Below are 16836 nucleotides of genomic sequence, written 5' to 3' on the forward strand. Positions count from 1 at the left end.
AAGTGCTGTGGGGGTTGAGCCTAACAACCGCCCCCGGCGCTGACACTGTCCAATCTCACCAGAAAAAGTCTCCGATAGCGCCACATGAGAATCGCCATGCCTCCCTGCAGGAGTGAGCCTGCAAGGGAATTGGCGGTGTTTCTTCAGGCCGGGTAACCGGTGATTTTGCGGATGCTCTGATACAACGGTTTGAGCTGGCGATACATGCGCAGGTACACCTCTTTGTACAAACGCTCATAGACCTGCTGCGCCTCGGGTTGCGGCGTGAATACCGCGCCAACCCGCGTCATTGCCGCGATCGCACTCGGAAAGTCCGCATACAACCCCAACCCCACCGCACAACAGATCGCCGCGCCCAGCCCGGACGCTTCGTACACATGCGGACGTTCCGCCGGCAGGCCGAAAATATTCGCCGTCAGTTGCATCGCCGCGTCGCTCTGCGAGCCGCCACCGGCTACCCGCAAGCGCTTGATCGAGACCTTCGAACGCTGCTCGATTTTCTCCATGCCCTGGCGCAACGCGTACGCCAGCCCTTCCAGAATCGCCCGGTAAATATGCGCGCGGGTGTGCACATCGCCGAAGCCGATCATCGCGCCTTTGGCCTCCACGCCGGGCTCGCGAATACCCGGTGACCAGTAGGGTTGCAGCATCAGCCCCATCGACCCCGGCGGCACCGCGTTGACCAGTGCATCGAACAACTGCTCCGGCTCGATGCCCTGCGCTTGCGCCTGCTGCATCTCGCGCAGGCCGAACTCATTCTTGAACCAGCTGACCATCCAGTAACCGCGATAAATCATCACCTCGCAGTTGTACTGATCCGGCACCGCCGAGGGGTACGGCGGAATCAACGGGACGATTTCCCGGTAGCGCGCGCGGGTGCTGGTGATCGTCGCCGTGGTGCCATAGGAAAGGCACACCGTATCGACATCGACCACGCCGGAACCGACCACTTCACAGGCCTTGTCGGCACCGGCGGCAATCAGCGGCAAGCCCTCGGGAATCCCGGTGTGGCGGCTGGCTTCAGCACTGATGTGGCCGAGGATTTCCCCAGGTTTGTGCAAGGTCGGCAACTGCTCGGGACGCACCGCCAGCGCCTGCCATTTCCAGTCGCTGGGCGCGGCCCATTTCAGGCGTTTGAAATCGAACGGCAGGTAGCCGACGCAACAGCCGACAGAGTCAACGAAGCGCCCACACAGACGATGGGTGAGAAACCCCGAGAGCAGCAAAAACTTGTCGGTCGCCGCCCAGATTTCCGGTTGATGCCTGGCGATCCAGTTGGCCTCGGCCTGGGCGCGAAAATAATCCACCGTAGCCTGCGCGCCGACCAGTTTGAACAGCCAGCCCCACGGGCCCTTGATCCCGCCCTCGACTTCGCTCTGGCGCTGATCGAGCCACAGAATCGCCGGGCGCAGCGGTTTGCCCGCGGCATCGACGTTGATCACCGTGCCGCGTTGAGTGGTTAGCGAAACACCGGCGATCTGCGAACGATCAATCCCGGTTTGCGCCCACACCTGCTGGCAGGCCTCGCCGAGTTTCGCCCAGTAATATTCCGGGTCCTGCTCGGCCCAACCCGGTTGCGTCGAGTAATACGCCTGCAATTGGACCTTGCCTTTGCCGAGCAGATTGCCCTGCAGATCGAAGAGCAATGCGCGCACGCTCTGGGTGCCGTTGTCGATCGCCAACAGGTAACGCTTGTTCGAGTGGTTATCCATGGCGCTCTCTTCAAGGGGCATCAAGGCGTGGCCTCCGGCAAACCGTGATGGCGTTGCCACAACACCCGGTAACGCTGCTGCTCTTGCTGCCAGTGTGCATCGTCCCAGCCCAGACGTGGCTGGCAGAGCTGGCGAATGGCAGGGAAATACGCTTCGCCACCGCGCGCCAGCAACAAGCCCAGTCGGGTGCGGCGCAACAATAGATCATCGAGGTGCAGAACCATTTCCGCTTCGCAGGCGAAGGCCAGCTCTGCCCACAAGGTGTCGGTGTTGCCGACCGTTTCGGGGCCCGACTCGGCGATCAGCTGCGCCAGCCTCGGCAGGTCACGGCCGTGGCGTCCGGCCAGGCGTCGCCACTGTTGAGGGCTGAGTCCGGGAATGCTCAGGGCTGGTACGGCGGCGAACACCGCAGCGGCATCATCTTCAAAATGACGGCCGAGCATGTCTGCGCAAGCCTTGAGCACTTCAATGGCTTGCGGGCGAAACGTCGTCAGTTTGCCGCCGGCCAGGGTCACGCAACCGGGCTCCTGCCACAGCACATGTTCACGGGTTTCATTCGACGGCTTGCCTTGATGCGCACTTGCGCTGCCCACCACCGGGCGCACGCCCGACCAGGTTGACAGCACATCGGTGGCCGAGACTTCGGCAGCGGGAAACTGTTGCGTGCAGGCCGCCAGCAGATAGTCGAGTTCTTCGGCGCTGATGCTCGCGCTCTGGTCCAGATCCTCGCGATGATCAAGATCGGTGGTGCCGACCACCGTCGCGCCCTCCCAAGGGAAAACAAAGACTGGCCGACGGTCTCGCTCATGCAGAAAGGTGAACGCCTGCGCCACCGGCAAACGCCAGCCCGGCAGCAGCAGATGACTGCCACGCAGTGGCCGCAGTTGTCGCGGTGACTCGGGCAAACGCAAGCGCTCCGCCCACGCCCCCGTAGCCACCGCCAACACGCCGCAGCGTAATTGCAGCGGCCCACCTGCCTCGCAATCTTCGACCTGAACTCCGTACACCCGCCCGTCTTCGCGCAGCAACTGTTCGACGCGCACACCGTTGAGCACCACCGCACCATCGGCCCGCGCCTCGCTCAATACGCGCATCACCAGCCGCGCATCATCGGTCAGCGCATCGACAAAACAGGTGCCGCCAATCAGCTTGCTCTCCTTCACCCCCGGCGCCAGAAAACGCAATTGCTGCGCGTCATGAAAACGATGGCTGCGCCGTCCGGCCAACGCGTCGTAAACCGACAGCAAGCCACCGAGCACACGCGGCCCGGGAAAGCCGCCGCGATAGTGCGGCATCATGAAACTCATCGGCTCCACCAGCCCCGGCGCCTCGTCGAGCAGACGCTGGCGCTCGCGCACCGAATCGCGGGTCAGACGCCACTGACCCTTGGCGATGTAACGCAAACCACCGTGGACCATTTTCGACGATCGGCTGGACGTGCCCCAGGCGAAATCCCGTTGTTCCAGCAGCAGGCAACGCCAGCCACGCCGCGCCGCTTCGCGCAGAATGCCGGCACCGCTGATGCCGCCGCCGATGACAATCAGATCCCAGGTTTCGGCTGCCAGCGTCGGCAGAATCTGCTGGCGCCACGCGGCGTTCCAGTCCTGATTCATGGTCGTCACTCCGGCAACAACGTGCCGGGATTGAGGCGCCCGGCCGGATCGAAGTGCTTGCTCAGCGCCTGCAAGGTGTCCAGCGCCAGCGCGCCTTTTTCGCGCAGCAGGTACGGTGCATGATCCTTGCCGACACCATGCTGGTGACTGATGGTGCCGTGGTTGTCGACAATGGTCTGGCTGGCCGCGTGTTTGAGTGCCTGCCAGCGCGCCAGCGTCGCCGGGTAATCCGCCGCCGGGCGAAACACATAGGTGGTGTAGATGCTCGAACCTTCGCCGTAGACGTGGGACAAGTGGGTGAACACATGCACCCGCTCGCCCTCCGCTGCCAGGGCATCGCGCAGGCTGTTTTCGATCAGGTTGAGCAAGTGGTCGACGTTGCTCCAGTCGGTGGCCGTTTCCAGGGTGTCGACCACGTAACCGGCGTTCCACAGGTTCTCGCGCAGGTAGGGAAAACGGAAACGGTTCTGCGCCCACTTCTTGCCGAGCAGGGTGCCGGTGAACACCCCGCCAAAGGCTTTCAGATGCTGCCGGGCCTGGGTCAATGACAGCGCGTTCTGCCGACGATTGCCGGTCACGCCGAAGGTCAGCAGGCACTTGCCCTCACCGGCGCCGCGCAGGTTCAGATACTTCTCCAGCCAGGCGATTTGCTGTGGATGCCCGGCCAGCGCCAGTTGGGTTTCGGTTTCCACGGCGTTGGACAGACGCAGCATCGACAGCGGCACCCGCGCCTGGGCCAATTGGCGGATCGCTTGCAGCGCCTTGCTCCAACTGGGCAGGAAAACGCCATAAAAGCGCTCATCGGCGGGCAACGGACTGACCCGCACTTTGACCTCGGAAATGATCCCGAAACGGCCCTCGCTGCCGAGCACCACTTCGCGCAGATCAGGCCCTGCGGCGGAGGCCGGGAAGGTCGGGATGTCCAGAGGTCCGGCAAAGGTTTCCAGGGTGCCGCCAGCGAACAATTGCTCGATGCGCCCGTAGCGCAACGACTGCTGGCCGCTGGAGCGACTGGCGACCCAACCGCCCAGCGTCGACAACTCCCACGACTGCGGAAAATGCCCCAACGTGTAGCCGCGAGCGCGTAGCTGACTTTCCACCTGCGGGCCGCTGGCGCCGGGGCCGAACGTCGCCAGTTGGCTGGCCTCGTCGAGGTCGCTCAGGCGATTCATCCGCGCCAGCGACACCGTCACCACCGGCCGCGTCGAATCCGGCGGATTGATGTGCCCGGCCACCGAGGTGCCGCCGCCGTAGGGAATCAGGCACAGGTCCTGTTCATGGGCGAGCGTCAGCAATTGGCGGATCTGCTCGGCGGTTTCGGGGAACGCCACGGCGTCGGGATAGTTGCCCAGCGCGCCTTCGCGCAGCGCCAGCCAGTCCGGCAGGCTCTGGCCGCGGGCATGCAGCAGGCGATCATGGGCATCGACGCTGTACAACGCGTGCTGCGCCAGCCGCGAGGCCGGCACCCGCGCCAGTGCCGACTCCAGTGAGGCATCCGGCAGCGCGCGCCCGCCCCCCAGCCGTTCGTTGAGAAAACTCGCGCCCTGGGCCGGCAGTTCGACCACCGTGCCTGCCTCTCCCCAGCCGTTCCAGCGTCGCATGCGTGTGTCCTTCTTTGCCGTCGGATCATGGATGTTTCAGGCCTCCATACTAGCCAGCGGCCGCCCGGTGTCACGGTCGTATCCGGCCAGTTCATGTAGCCAATTGAGTCAAACGTCGCGCAAGCGTCAGGCATTTACTTTAGTCGCGGTTTGCACTTACCTTTCAGGCTATTCGTCTGCCCATGCCGCCGTTGATCAAAGGATCGGGATCATGCAATCGCTCGGCTTCACCTCAGTGCCGCCCCTGCTCAAATACCTGCGCCATGCCGAACAACTGGGCATGGCCATCGAGCCGGCATTGACGGCGGCCGGGTTGCAGGCGCAGCAACTGAGCGACAACACCCTGCGCTTGCCGGGTGAGGCTCATGAAAAACTGCTCGATTATTTCTGCGAACACTCGGGCGACCCGCTGTTCGGGCTTAACGCAGCGAATTTTGTCCTGCCCAACTCCTGGAGCGTGCTCGGTTACATCACCATGAACTGCGCGACGCTGGGCGATGCCATGAGCCGGATCATGCCGTTCGAGAAACTGGTGGGCGACATGGGCGTCAGCCGCGCCGAGGTGCAGGACGGCCATGTGCACCTGATCTGGACCTGCCGCTATCAGCGCCCGCGCATTCGTCGGCATCTGGTGGAAAACGTGCTCGGCTCGTGGCTGCAATATGCTCGCTGGATTGCCGATACGCAGATGTCGCCGGCCGCTGTGTGGCTGGAGCATGCGCGCCCGGACGAAGTGACGCTGGCGCAATATGAGCAGTTCTTCGATTGTCCGGTGTTGTTCGATCAGCCCTATTCGGCGCTGATCGTGCCGTTAGCGTACTTGCAGTTGCCGTTGCGCCAGGCCGATGCGCAATTGCTGCGCACGCTGGAAGAACATGCGATGGGGTTGATGGCGACGCTTGAGGATGCGTCGCTGGAACAGCAGGTGAAAAGCATCCTGCGCCAGTTGCTCAAGGAAGGCTTGCCGCGCAAGGAGCAAGTGGCCGAACAACTGGCGGTGTCGGTGCGCACATTACAGCGCCAGTTGCATCAGGCGGGGACGTCGTATCAGCAGATTCTCGATGATTTGCGCCAGGAGCTGGCTGAGCATTATCTGTTGAACAGCACCTTGCCGATTCAGGACATTGCGCAGTATCTGGGGTTTACCGAACCGAGGTCGTTTCATCGCACGTTCAAGAGTCGGCGGGGGATGCCGCCCGGCGAGTTTCGGCAGATGCATCGTGGGTGATTGTTCCGGCCTCTTCGCGAGCAAGCTCGCTCCCACAGTTGATCTCGGCTGCTCACAAATTCGATGTTCACTGCAGATCCATTGTGGGAGCGAGCTTGCTCGCGAATGCGCCAGCTGCAGCACCCAATTCCTACAGGTAAATCTTCGATATTTGAGCGCAATAAACATCCCGCATCACAGATGTTTAAAGACACTCAGAGTTACGCGAAACAGCCCACAAATCCTTGCGCCACTGCCTACGCCTGCGCCAGAATCCGCCGGCTTGTGCGCCCTGAGCATGCTGCGTAACTTGATTGCGTCACTGATTCCCAGTGATCGAGCTTAGCGGCTCGGCTACATTCGCTCCCCGCTGCACGAGTATCATCCAGTCAGGTATTTGCCTGTGCTTAATGGTGGCTGTGCGCATGGCACCTTCGGGTGCGCCGGGGTGGGATGCGACCGGTCCGCTAACTTGCGCACAGCTGCCTCCCTTTTGCTTAGCGGCGAAATGGATGCGGCTTTAAAAGGTACGCTCCCATGTTCAAAGTAACGCCAAACCCGCCGGTCACCGACCCGGCCTCCCCCTACGAATCCCCCGACTCAAAGAAACTCCACGAAGCCGCCGAGCGCGCCCTCGACCACTACCTCGGCCCGCCAACCGCCGAGATCATGGCCGCGCCCTACAAACCCAACAGGCTGTACATGACCGACCCCGAAGCCGATACCGAGTCGCTGCTGGTGGATGCCAGTGAAACCCTCGGCTCGGCCACCGTCATGCTGCATAACCACGCAGCGCTGGTTGAGGGCACGCACCGCAAAACCCTGCAAGGCATCGCTCAAGTGGTGATGTTGGCGGAGCTGGCGGTTAATCGCGTGCTGGATAAGTTAGTGCCGACCGAGTGACGAAAAAGCCCGCTGTCAGACCTTGGTGGTTTGGCAGCGGGCTTTTTTGTCTGGGTTGCGATTTTTGCCCTCACCCCAGCCCTCTCCCCGAGGGAGAGGGGGCCGACCGAGGTGTCTGGCGTTTTACATCGACCTGAACGACCGAGTCGATTATGGATTCAGCAAAGCATATTCAGGTCGGCGTAACTCGAAAGCATCCCACAACCAGTCCCCTCTCCCTCCGGGAGAGGGTTAGGGTGAGGGGCTCTTCTCAGCTCAAACGCTGATCGCGTTGGTAAACACCAACCGATTACCAAACGGATCAGCAATCGTCATGTCCTGACTCCCCCACGGCATCGCCTGAATCTGTGGGTGTGAGAACTTGTAGTCCTTGGCCACCAATTGCTGCTGGAACGCCTCCAGCTCATCGGTCTCGATGCGCAGCGCCGAACCCGGTGTTGCATCGCCGTGATGCTCGGTCAGGTGCAGCACGCATTCGCCACGGGACACCTGCAGATACAACGGAAAATTCGCCTCAAAGCGATGCTGCCAGTCGATCTTGAAGCCGAGGAAGTCGACGTAAAACTCGACAGCCTTGGCTTCATCGAAGATCCGCAGGATCGGGGTGGTTTTGCCGAAGCTCATGGGGTGCTCCCTGACTGATTGGCCCCACAGTGTAGATGGGGTGGATGTCAGCAATTCGGCTTGGGCTGGCGTTTCTTTAATTGCACAGTGCCACTATGAGACGCAGTTCAAAAGATCGCAGCCTGCGACAGCTCACACCTTGGAGCGCGTACCTCTGGAGCTGCCGCAGGCTGCGATCTTGTGCCGGCATCACAATCACCGAAACCCTTCTCGCAAATCCCCGTCCCGTGCAAGAAACCGCCCTTCCCGGCGACCATTCGCCTGCCCGTCGCGATAGCTCAGCACGCCATTGACCCACACCCCGTCAATCCCTTGCGCTGCTCGTTGCGGGTCATTGAAATCCGCCACATCGCGCACGGTCACCGGATCGAACAACACCAGATCCGCCCAGTGTCCTTCGCGAATCTCGCCCCTTTCCTTCAAGCCAAAGCGCGCCGCTGACAGACCGGTCATCTTGTGCACGGCGGTGTGCAGCGGAAACAGCCCGACATCGCGACTGAAATACCCGAGCACCCGTGGGAAAGCGCCCCACAGGCGTGGATGCGGGAACGGGTCTTCCGGCAGTCCGTCAGAGCCGACCATCGACAACGGATGGGCAAGGATTCTTCGCACATCGGCCTCGTCCATTCCGTAGTACACCGCGCCCGCCGGTTGTAGGCGTTTTGCCGCGTCGAGCAGTGGCACGCTCCATTCGGCGGCGATGTCGATCAGGTCGCGGCCGCTCACTTGCGGATGCGGTGTCGACCAAGTGATGGTGATGCGATGCGCGTCGGTGACTTGCTTCAGATCCAGCGTCGAAGAACTTGCCGCATACGGGTAGCAGTCGCAACCGACGTGCTGGGTTTTCGCCGCTTCCTCCAACGCCGCCAGCAACTGCGGACTGCGTCCCCAGTTACCGACTCCGGCGCACTTGAGGTGGGAAATGATCACCGGCGAGCGCGAATGACGGCCGATACTGAACGCTTCATCCATCGCCTCCAGCACCGGTTCGAATTCACTGCGCAGGTGCGTGGTGTACACCGCGCCGAATGCCGTCAGTTCTTCGGTCAGTTGCTTCACTTCATCGGTAGAGGCGTTGAACGCACTGGCGTAGGCCAGACCTGTGGATAAGCCGAGCGCACCGGCTTCAAGGCTTTCACGCAATTGCTCGCGCATCGCAGCGATTTCGCCTGGCGTGGCGGTGCGGAACAAGTCGTCGAGGTGATTGCTGCGCAGTGCCGTGTGGCCGACCAGTGCCGCCACATTCAGCGTGGTGTTCGCCGCTTCGACCGCCGCACGGTAATCGCTGAAGCGTGGATAAACGAAGGCTGCCGCGGTGCCGAGCAGGTTCATCGGGTCCGGCGGATTGCCTTTCAGCGTCACGGGCGAGGCGCTGATCCCGCAGTTGCCGACGATCACGGTGGTCACGCCTTGGCTGAGTTTGGGCAGCATCTCGGGTTGGCGGATGACCACGGTGTCGTCATGGGTGTGGACGTCGATAAAACCCGGCGCCAGCACGCGGCCGGCGGCGTCGATTTCTTCGGCAGCACTGGCGTCTTGCAAGTCACCAATGCGCTCGATGCGACCAGCACAAATCGCCACATCGGCGTGGTAGCCGGGCGTGTTGCTGCCATCAATGACCAGGGCGTTGCGAATCAGCGTGTCGTACAGCATGTCAGTCTCCCAGCGGCAGGTGATCGTCGCCGCCACGGTATTCGTCGAGGGCCAGTTTGATCCGCCGCAGACGTTCTTGATTGTCTTCAGGATTGGCCAGTGCCAGCTCGGTGGCGAGTACGTCGATGGCCAGCAGCATGCCGTAGCGCGCCGCCGTCGGTTTGTAGATGAACGAGGTTTCTGCGCCTTGCAGCGGCAGGACGATGTCGGCCAATTGCGCCAGCGGCGAGCCGGCGCGGGTGATGGCGAGGATGCGCGCGCCGTAGTTGCGCGCCAGTTCGACCGTTTCCAGCAGCTCTGGAGTGATACCGGTCAGCGAGCAGACGATCACCACTTGTTCGGCATTCAGGCTGGCGGCAGTGACGCGCATCATCACCGCGTCGTGACACACCGCAATCGGGTAGCCGAGGCGCACCAGCCGCACCTGCAATTCGTCGCTGCACAGGGTCGAGCAACCGCCCATGCCGAACGCATGAATCATCCGTGCCTGGCCGAGCATTTTCACCGCATCGGCGAAGCGCGATTCGTCAAACCCGGCCAGATGCTGGCGCAGGGTGGTTTCGATATCGCCGACAATCTGCCCGTAGAACGCCGACTGCTCGGGGGTGCCCGCCGGATCGAGAAAACGGCTGCCAACGCCGCTGGCCTGAGCCAGTTGCAGGCGCAGATCACGCAGGTCGCGACAGCCCACGGTGCGGGCGAAACGCGACAGCGTGGCGGTGCTGACTTCGGCACGGCGCGCGAGGTCTTCGAGACTGGCGCTCGCAGCAAAACCAACGTCGTCGAGCATCAGCCGGGCGATGCGGCCCTCGCCGGCGCTGAAGGAATCCTGACGGGCGCGGATCTGATAAAGGATGTCCATGGCGGCGGGCTCCGGTTACAGCAGGTAGGAAAGGCCGACGGTCAGGCCGAAAGCGACCAGCGAGATCAACGTCTCGAGCACGGTCCAGGTCTTGAACGTCTGCGCGACCGTCATGTTGAAGTATTCCTTGATCAACCAGAAGCCGCCGTCGTTGACGTGGGAAAAGATAACCGAGCCGGCACCGGTCGCCAGCACCAACAGCTCAGGGTGTGGATAACCCAGACCAATGGCCACCGGCGCAACCACGCCGGACGCTGTGGTCATGGCCACGGTCGCCGAACCGGTGGCCACCCGCATCAACGCGGCGAACAGCCAGCCCATGATCAGCGGCGACAGGTGAAATTCATGGGCCAGGCCGACGATCTGATCGGTGACACCGGCGTCGACCAGAATCCGGTTCAAGCCGCCGCCGGCGCCCACCAGTAACGTGATACTCGCGGTCGGCGCCAGGCATTCGTTGGTGAACTTGAGGATCGACTCGCGATTGAAGCCCTGGGCGATGCCCAGCGTCCAGAAGCTCAGCAAGGTCGCCAGCAACAGCGCAATCACCGAGTTGCCGATGAACAACAGGAACTGATTGAAACCGCTGCCCGGCGTGGAGATCAGGTTGGCCCAGCCACCGATCAGCATCAGCACCACCGGCAACAGGATGGTCGCCATGGTGATGCCGAAACCCGGCAGATCGTCGCGCGGTTCGCGGTCGAGGAATTGTTTTTCCAGCGGGTTATCCGCCGGCAAGTGAATGCGCGGCACGATGAATTTGGCGTACAGCGGCCCCGCGATAATCGCCGTCGGAATGCCGATGGCAATCGCATACAGCAAGGTCTGCCCGACCGACGCCTGATAGGCCTGCACCGCGAGCATCGCCGCCGGGTGCGGCGGCACCAGCGCATGCACCACCGACAGGCCGGCCACCATTGGCAAGCCGACCATCAGAATCGACACCCCCACCCGTCGCGCCACAGTGAAGGCAATCGGCACCAGCAAGACAAAACCGACTTCGAAAAACAACGGCAGGCCAACCAGAAACGCAATGCAGACCATCGCCCAGTGCGCGTTCTTCTCGCCGAATTTCGCGATAAGCGTGCGCGCCATCTGCTCGGCGCCACCGGATTCGGCCATCATCTTGCCGAGCATCGTCCCGAGCGCGACCACCAGCGCAATATGCCCCAGCGTCTTGCCCACCCCGGCCTCATACGCCCCCACCACGCCTGACGGCGGCATCCCCGCCACCAGCGCCAGACCGATGGAAATCAGGGTGATGACAATGAACGGATTGAGCCGGTAACGGGCGATCAACACGATCAGCGCGATGATGGCGACGGCGGCATAGACCAGCAGCCAATAGCCGAAGGAAGGCGTCATGCGGTACTCCTCGAAAGGGTCACGTTCGAATGGGTTGTGAAACTCATAAATCATTTCGAGATCGAGTTTTCAAACCACATGAAAGTTATTTTCGTGGAGAGGTAAGGCGTGTCGCGAACGGATATGTCTTGTCGCGATAAATGAAAATCACGGGGCGGGATTTACATGACATTCCGACAGATGAGAAACCCCTGTGGGAGCTGGCTTGCCAGCGATGATGGCCGCACATTCAACACAGATGCTGACTGGTCGACCGCTATCGCTGGCGAGCCAGCGCCCACAGGTTCGGTGGTGTTTACAGAGGGGGTGTACGACTCACACCATTTCGTTACGAATCCATTCCACCACTGACGTACGCTTCGGCGCCCAACCCAGCAGTTCGCGGGCGTGTTTGCCGCGTACGCGGCTGTTGGAGCCGAGGCCGTAGTTGGCCATTTCGTAGCCCCATTCGGCTTCGGCGTCTTGCAGCGGCCAGTCTTGTGGCTGGCCGAGGTTCAGGGCCTGGGCCATGGCGGTGGTCATGTCGATGAATGACGCTTCACCGCTCTCGACGAAGTAGAAGGTACCCGGCACGTTCCTGGTCAGCGCCAGCAGGTACAGGGCGACGACGTCTTCGATGTGCACGTTGGACCAGATGTTCTGGCCGCTGCCGACGTGCCGTACCACGCCGCTTTTGCGGGCCTGTTTGAGCAGGCGCGGCAACTGCACGCTGTCGCGATTGACGCCCAGGCTGTGGCCATAGATCAGGGTGTTGCAGATCACCGCCGAATTCACTCCGTCTTTCGCCGCCGCGAGGATCAGGTTGTCGATGGCCACGCGGGCCGCCTTGTCGACGGTCGGTGGCGGCAGGTTGTCTTCGACGTAGATAACGTCGCTGGACTTACCGCCCGAGGCATCGCCGACGATGCTCGAACCGCTGGTGTGCAGGAACGCTTTGTTCGAGCCGCGCAACGCGTCGAGCAAGGCTTCGACCGCACCGCGATGGTCGCTGCTGGCGGCGTTGATCACCGCGTCAGCCGCGCGGGCCTGTGCGGCCAGCAGCGTGCTGTCTTCGAGGGTGCCGATCACCGGGGTGATGCCCAATGCCTTCAGCTCATCAGCCTGCTCGGCGCTGCGCATCAGGCCCGTGACATTGTGCCCGGCCTGGACCAGACCGGTGGCGATGGAGCCGCCGATAAAACCGGCGGCGCCGGTGATGAATACCTTCATGGAGAAACTCCCTGCGTGAATAAGTGATGGGGCGAGTATCGGCCGCCGAGCGTGCGGGAAACACCCGCCCTCGCCCAATTCACTCTTGCGCAGAGGTCACGAATCAGCCCTTGAAGTCGGCGTTGGCGTAAGCGACGAGTTTGCTCTGGATGAAGTCGAGGAAGCACTGAATGCGCAGCGCCAGTTGCGAGTTACGGTAGTACACGGCGTTAATCGGCTGACGATAACCGCTGTTGAATTCCGCCAGCAGCACCTTGAGGCGCCCGGCACGGATGTCGTCGATGGTCATGAAGTGCGACAGGCAGGCGATGCCCTGACCTTCCAGCGCCAGATGACGCACGGTCTCGCCACTGGAGGCGCTGATCGCCGGGGTGATCGGCCAGCGGTCGCCGTGCACGTAGCGCAGCGGCCATTGGTTGAGGCCTTCGTTCTGGGTGAAGCCGAGCAAGGTGTGTTCGCTCAGATCGGCGACTTGCTGCGGCGCGCCGTGTTTCTCCAGATACGCGGGGCTGGCGACGATCAGCAACGGACTGCAGCCGAGGGAGCGCGCGTGCAACGTCGAATCGGCGAGGGTGCCGATGCGGATGGCGATGTCGGTGCTTTGTTCCAGCAGGTCAATGATCAGGTCATTGCTGTTGAGTTCGAGCTGGATGTCCGGATAGAGGCGGCGGAATTCGTCGATGTAGGGGACGACGGCATGCAGCATGAACGGCGATGCGGCGTTGATCCGCAGGCGTCCGGACGGGGTTTGCTGGCGCGAGGACAGACGCTCTTCGAGGGCGTCCATCTGATCGAGAATCAGCTTGGCCTGCTCGAAGAAGTACTTACCCTCCTCGGTCAGGTCCATGCGCCGTGTGGTGCGGTTGATCAGCGTGGTGTCGAGCTTGGCTTCCAGCCGTGACAAGGTGCGACTGACCGCCGACGGCGTCTGCCCGACCTGCTCGGCTGCGGCAGAAATCGAACCGCACTCGATCACGCAGACGAAAATCTGCAATTCATCGGATCTGGCTTTCACAGGTATCCCTTGGGCTGATCATCACCCTTGTATTGTGGGGAAGGTATCCAATTGTGGCGAGGGGATAAATCCCCCTCGCCACAGATCACTCGCCTGGCCCAAGGAAATCACTTCACGCCTGGAGGCCAAACACCTCTGTCAGATGCCGCTCATAGCGCGCCACATCGTTCTCGATGTTCGGCCGCTTCATCACGTCGACACAGAGGAATGTCGGCAACCCGGTCATGCCGAGAAACTCATTGGCCTTGTGAAACGGGAAGTACACCGCGTCCACGCCTTGGGCTTCGAAGAAGTCGGTCGGGTCATCGAAGGCCTGCTGCGGTGCGTTCCAGGTCAGCGACAACATGTATTGCTTGCCCTGGATCAGGCCGCCACTGCCGTACTTCTGCGACGCGTCGGAACGGGTACGACCGTCGCTGGCATAGAGGCTGCCGTGGCCTTCGGTGAACACTTCGTCGATGTACTTTTTCACCGTCCACGGTGCGCCCATCCACCAGCCCGGCATTTGATAAATGATCACGTCGGCCCAGAGGAATTTGGCCACTTCTTCTGCGACGTCGTAGCCCTCGTCGATGAACGTGGTCTTGACGTCGACACCGCCGCGATCCAGCACACTCAGTGCGGCTTCATGCAGGGTGGTGTTGTAGCGACCATCGGAGTGGGCGAATTTTTTACCGCCATTGAGCAACAATACTTTTTTCATGAAAGCGCCTCGCACAGCCATTGGGCTGGAGAAAGATGGGCAAAGGAATGGCGGCAGGTTACCCACCCATCACGCGCGGAATAAGCCGCTTGAGCGCAAAATACATTTGATCAAAATGCACGAATCTAATGCCGATTGTTGCAATAGCATTTCCGGCTATCAGTATTTGAGGAGTTGTTTTGATGAATGAACACCACGGTTTTATCCTGCACGCCAAGACTCGCCCGGAGAAAGCCGATGCCTTCGAAGCGCTGTTTCGCGCTTACGTCGAACCGAGTCGCGCCGAGCCCGGCTGCATCGAGTACCACATGCTGCGCGACAAGGAAGACCCGACGCTGTTCATCTTCTACGAGATCTGGGAAAGCCAGGCGCATCTGGACGTGCATTCGAATCTGCCGCACATGCGCGAGTTTTTCGAGAACCGCATGGCGTACCTGGAGCGCGATTTCGATATCCGTCGGATCGACATGCTCAGCGCGTCGTCGGCTAGCCGCTGATCAGCAAATGGGCGCCGAGCGCGCCCAGTCCAATGAAGAATGCGCGCTTGAACAACACCGCGCTGATCCGCTGACGCAGCCATTGGCCGAGCAACATGCCCAGCACTGCCGGGATCAGCGCCAACAGCGAGGCACTCAATTCGCCGCCACCCAACGCGCCGCGCCAGAGCAAACCACCGGCCAGCGCCAGCGTTGAAACGGTGAAGGACAGACCCAGCGCCTGCACCAGTTCATCACGACTCAAGCCCAGCGCCTGCATGTACGGCACCGCCGGAATCACGAAGACGCCCGTGGCCGAGGTGATGACGCCCGTCAGCAAACCGCACAGCGGACCGAGCCAGGTTTCGTGGCGCGGTTTGACGTGCATCGCTGGCAGGAACAACCCGCTCAACGCATACAGCAACAACGCCGCGCCCAGTCCGCGTACCACCCAATGTCCACCGGCCATGCCGATCCACAAAGTGCCGACGCCGGTGCCGAGGAAAATCATCAGCAGCATCGGCCACAGACGCTTGAGCAATCCTTTCAGATGCCCGCCAAAGGCCAGTTGCCAGACGTTGGTCAGCGTAGCCGGAATGATCAGCATGGCGGCTGCCTGTGACGGTGCCATAGCCAGACCGAGCAGGCCCATCGCAACGGTGGGCAGGCCGAGGCCGATTACGCCTTTGATCAGGCCGGCGAGGACAAAGGTCGCGATGACCAGCAACGACAGGGCCAGCCCCAGGTTTTGGTAGAAATCTGTGAGTGTGTTCATGGCGCTACTGTGCGCCAGTCGGGGTTGGCTGAAAATCCGCCATATACTGAGAGTGCCTCTCACTGAGCAAGAGGCTGATATTGTCTTTGGCGCTTCTGGCCCCATCGCTGGCAAGCCAGCTCCCACAGGTTTCAGTGTTGAGCTCTAAATGTGTGATCAACAACAATTCTGCGGGAGCTGGCTTGCCAGCGATGAGGCCCGCCCAGACACCACCAAAATCAGAGGCTGCCAACCATGCACTTCGACCTCACCGACCTGCGCCTCTACCTGCACATCCTCGACACCGGCAACATCACCGCCGGCGCCGCCCGCAGCCACTTGTCCCTGGCCGCCGCCAGCGCCAGAATCCGCGCCATGGAAGCCTCGCTTGGCGTCGATTTTCTTGAGCGCGGCCGCCGTGGCGTCACCCCGACTGCCGCCGGCAAAGCGCTGGCGCAACACGCACGGATCCTTCTGCAGCAGGCCGAACGCATGCAGCAGGATCTGGCCGAATACGCCCAAGGCGTGAAAGGCCAGGTGCGCTTGCTGTGCAACACCACGGCGATCACTGAATACCTGCCGGAGGTGCTGGCGGACTTTCTGCGCAGTCATCCCAATCTCGACATTGATCTGCAAGAACTGCCAAGCGCACGCATCACCCATGCCCTGCGCCAGGGCGCAGCGGACATCGGGATTGTCTCCGATGCGGTGGACACCCACGGTCTACAGACCCGCGCCTTTCGCGATGATCCGCTGGTGTTGATCCTGCCGCCGGCGCATCCGCTGGCCGAGCAGCCTTCCCTGACCTTTGCGCAAACCCTGGCGCATGATTTCGTCGCGCTCGGCGCTCATAGCGCGCTGGCCATTCACCTGGAGGAACAGGCGCTGCACATCGGCCAGCGCATGGCGATCCGCATCCGCACCGATGGCTTTGACGGAGTCATGCGCATGGTGGCGCGCGGGGCGGGGCTGGCGATCGTGCCTAAGGTCGCCGTCGAGCGCTGGGCCTCGGTGCATTCGCTGGTGTGCCGACCGCTCGACGAGATCTGGGCGAACCGCGCCCTGCAACTCTGCGCGCGGGATTTCGCGCAGTTGCCCGGTTACGCACGGGCCTTGCTCGACGCATTGACGCCTTGACT

General features: G+C 61.9%; 15 protein-coding genes. 4 read left to right on the top strand and 11 right to left on the bottom strand.

Annotation, left to right across the window (positions count from 1 at the left end; genetic code table 11):
- Positions 1–143: 143 nt before the first annotated feature.
- Genes K5Y35_RS03735 through K5Y35_RS03745 form a run of 3 tightly spaced genes read right to left on the bottom strand, consistent with a single transcriptional unit; the run spans position 144 to position 4926 of the window.
- Positions 144–1712 carry an FGGY-family carbohydrate kinase gene (locus K5Y35_RS03735; protein WP_222833695.1) on the bottom strand — a complete coding sequence of 523 codons (1569 nt, stop codon included), beginning with the start codon at positions 1710–1712 and terminating at the stop codon, positions 144–146.
- Positions 1713–1732: 20 nt separating this feature from the next.
- Positions 1733–3325: a glycerol-3-phosphate dehydrogenase/oxidase gene (locus K5Y35_RS03740; RefSeq protein WP_123464459.1), complete on the bottom strand. Its 1593-nt coding sequence runs from the start codon at positions 3323–3325 to the stop codon at positions 1733–1735.
- A 5-nt stretch (positions 3326–3330) separates the two neighbouring features.
- A complete protein-coding gene (locus tag K5Y35_RS03745; RefSeq protein WP_222833696.1) occupies positions 3331–4926 on the bottom strand; it encodes an FAD-binding oxidoreductase in 1596 nt (531 codons plus the stop codon).
- A 211-nt stretch (positions 4927–5137) separates the two neighbouring features.
- Here K5Y35_RS03745 and K5Y35_RS03750 point away from each other — a divergent pair, with 211 nt between their 5' ends.
- Together K5Y35_RS03750 and K5Y35_RS03755 are read left to right on the top strand one after the other, a co-directional pair.
- Positions 5138–6154 (top strand): AraC family transcriptional regulator, encoded by a 1017-nt coding sequence (locus K5Y35_RS03750; protein ID WP_222833697.1) that lies wholly within the window; start codon positions 5138–5140, stop codon positions 6152–6154.
- 516 nt (positions 6155–6670) lie between these two features.
- On the top strand, positions 6671–7036 hold the full coding sequence (locus tag K5Y35_RS03755) for a DUF6124 family protein (protein ID WP_222833698.1): 366 nt from the start codon (positions 6671–6673) through the stop codon (positions 7034–7036).
- Positions 7037–7291: 255 nt separating this feature from the next.
- On the opposite strand, the gene K5Y35_RS03760 is transcribed toward K5Y35_RS03755, so the two are convergent.
- The 7 genes from K5Y35_RS03760 to K5Y35_RS03790 form a co-directional block, all read right to left on the bottom strand.
- Positions 7292–7660 carry a glyoxalase superfamily protein gene (locus tag K5Y35_RS03760; RefSeq protein ID WP_123464449.1) on the bottom strand — a complete coding sequence of 123 codons (369 nt, stop codon included), beginning with the start codon at positions 7658–7660 and terminating at the stop codon, positions 7292–7294.
- A 195-nt stretch (positions 7661–7855) separates the two neighbouring features.
- Positions 7856–9313: an N-acyl-D-amino-acid deacylase family protein gene (locus K5Y35_RS03765; RefSeq protein ID WP_222833699.1), complete on the bottom strand. Its 1458-nt coding sequence runs from the start codon at positions 9311–9313 to the stop codon at positions 7856–7858.
- Position 9314: 1 nt separating this feature from the next.
- Positions 9315–10175 carry a MurR/RpiR family transcriptional regulator gene (locus K5Y35_RS03770; RefSeq protein WP_123464445.1) on the bottom strand — a complete coding sequence of 287 codons (861 nt, stop codon included), beginning with the start codon at positions 10173–10175 and terminating at the stop codon, positions 9315–9317.
- A 15-nt stretch (positions 10176–10190) separates the two neighbouring features.
- Complete coding sequence (locus K5Y35_RS03775; protein ID WP_186746321.1) at positions 10191–11540, bottom strand: GntP family permease; 1350 nt, start codon at positions 11538–11540, stop codon at positions 10191–10193.
- 315 nt (positions 11541–11855) lie between these two features.
- On the bottom strand, positions 11856–12749 hold the full coding sequence (locus K5Y35_RS03780) for an NAD-dependent epimerase/dehydratase family protein (RefSeq protein ID WP_222833700.1): 894 nt from the start codon (positions 12747–12749) through the stop codon (positions 11856–11858).
- Between the two features lie 103 nt (positions 12750–12852).
- On the bottom strand, positions 12853–13764 hold the full coding sequence (locus K5Y35_RS03785; protein WP_123464441.1) for a LysR family transcriptional regulator: 912 nt from the start codon (positions 13762–13764) through the stop codon (positions 12853–12855).
- A gap of 112 nt (positions 13765–13876) precedes the next feature.
- Positions 13877–14467 carry an NAD(P)H-dependent oxidoreductase gene (locus tag K5Y35_RS03790; RefSeq protein ID WP_222833701.1) on the bottom strand — a complete coding sequence of 197 codons (591 nt, stop codon included), beginning with the start codon at positions 14465–14467 and terminating at the stop codon, positions 13877–13879.
- Positions 14468–14649: 182 nt separating this feature from the next.
- Between K5Y35_RS03790 and K5Y35_RS03795 the strand changes: the two genes are divergently transcribed.
- A complete protein-coding gene (locus K5Y35_RS03795; RefSeq protein WP_123464437.1) occupies positions 14650–14964 on the top strand; it encodes a putative quinol monooxygenase in 315 nt (104 codons plus the stop codon).
- On the opposite strand, the gene K5Y35_RS03800 is transcribed toward K5Y35_RS03795, so the two are convergent.
- Positions 14954–15718 carry a sulfite exporter TauE/SafE family protein gene (locus K5Y35_RS03800; RefSeq protein ID WP_222833702.1) on the bottom strand — a complete coding sequence of 255 codons (765 nt, stop codon included), beginning with the start codon at positions 15716–15718 and terminating at the stop codon, positions 14954–14956. The two genes, K5Y35_RS03795 and K5Y35_RS03800, sit on opposite strands and share 11 nt — an antisense overlap.
- Before the next feature lie 234 nt (positions 15719–15952).
- On the opposite strand from K5Y35_RS03800, the gene K5Y35_RS03805 reads away from it, so the two are divergent.
- Complete coding sequence (locus K5Y35_RS03805; RefSeq protein ID WP_222833703.1) at positions 15953–16834, top strand: LysR substrate-binding domain-containing protein; 882 nt, start codon at positions 15953–15955, stop codon at positions 16832–16834.
- Positions 16835–16836: the final 2 nt, after the last annotated feature.

The organism is Pseudomonas sp. SC3(2021), from assembly GCF_019856535.1.
In the GTDB taxonomy this organism is placed as follows: Bacteria; Pseudomonadota; Gammaproteobacteria; order Pseudomonadales; family Pseudomonadaceae; genus Aquipseudomonas; species Aquipseudomonas monsensis.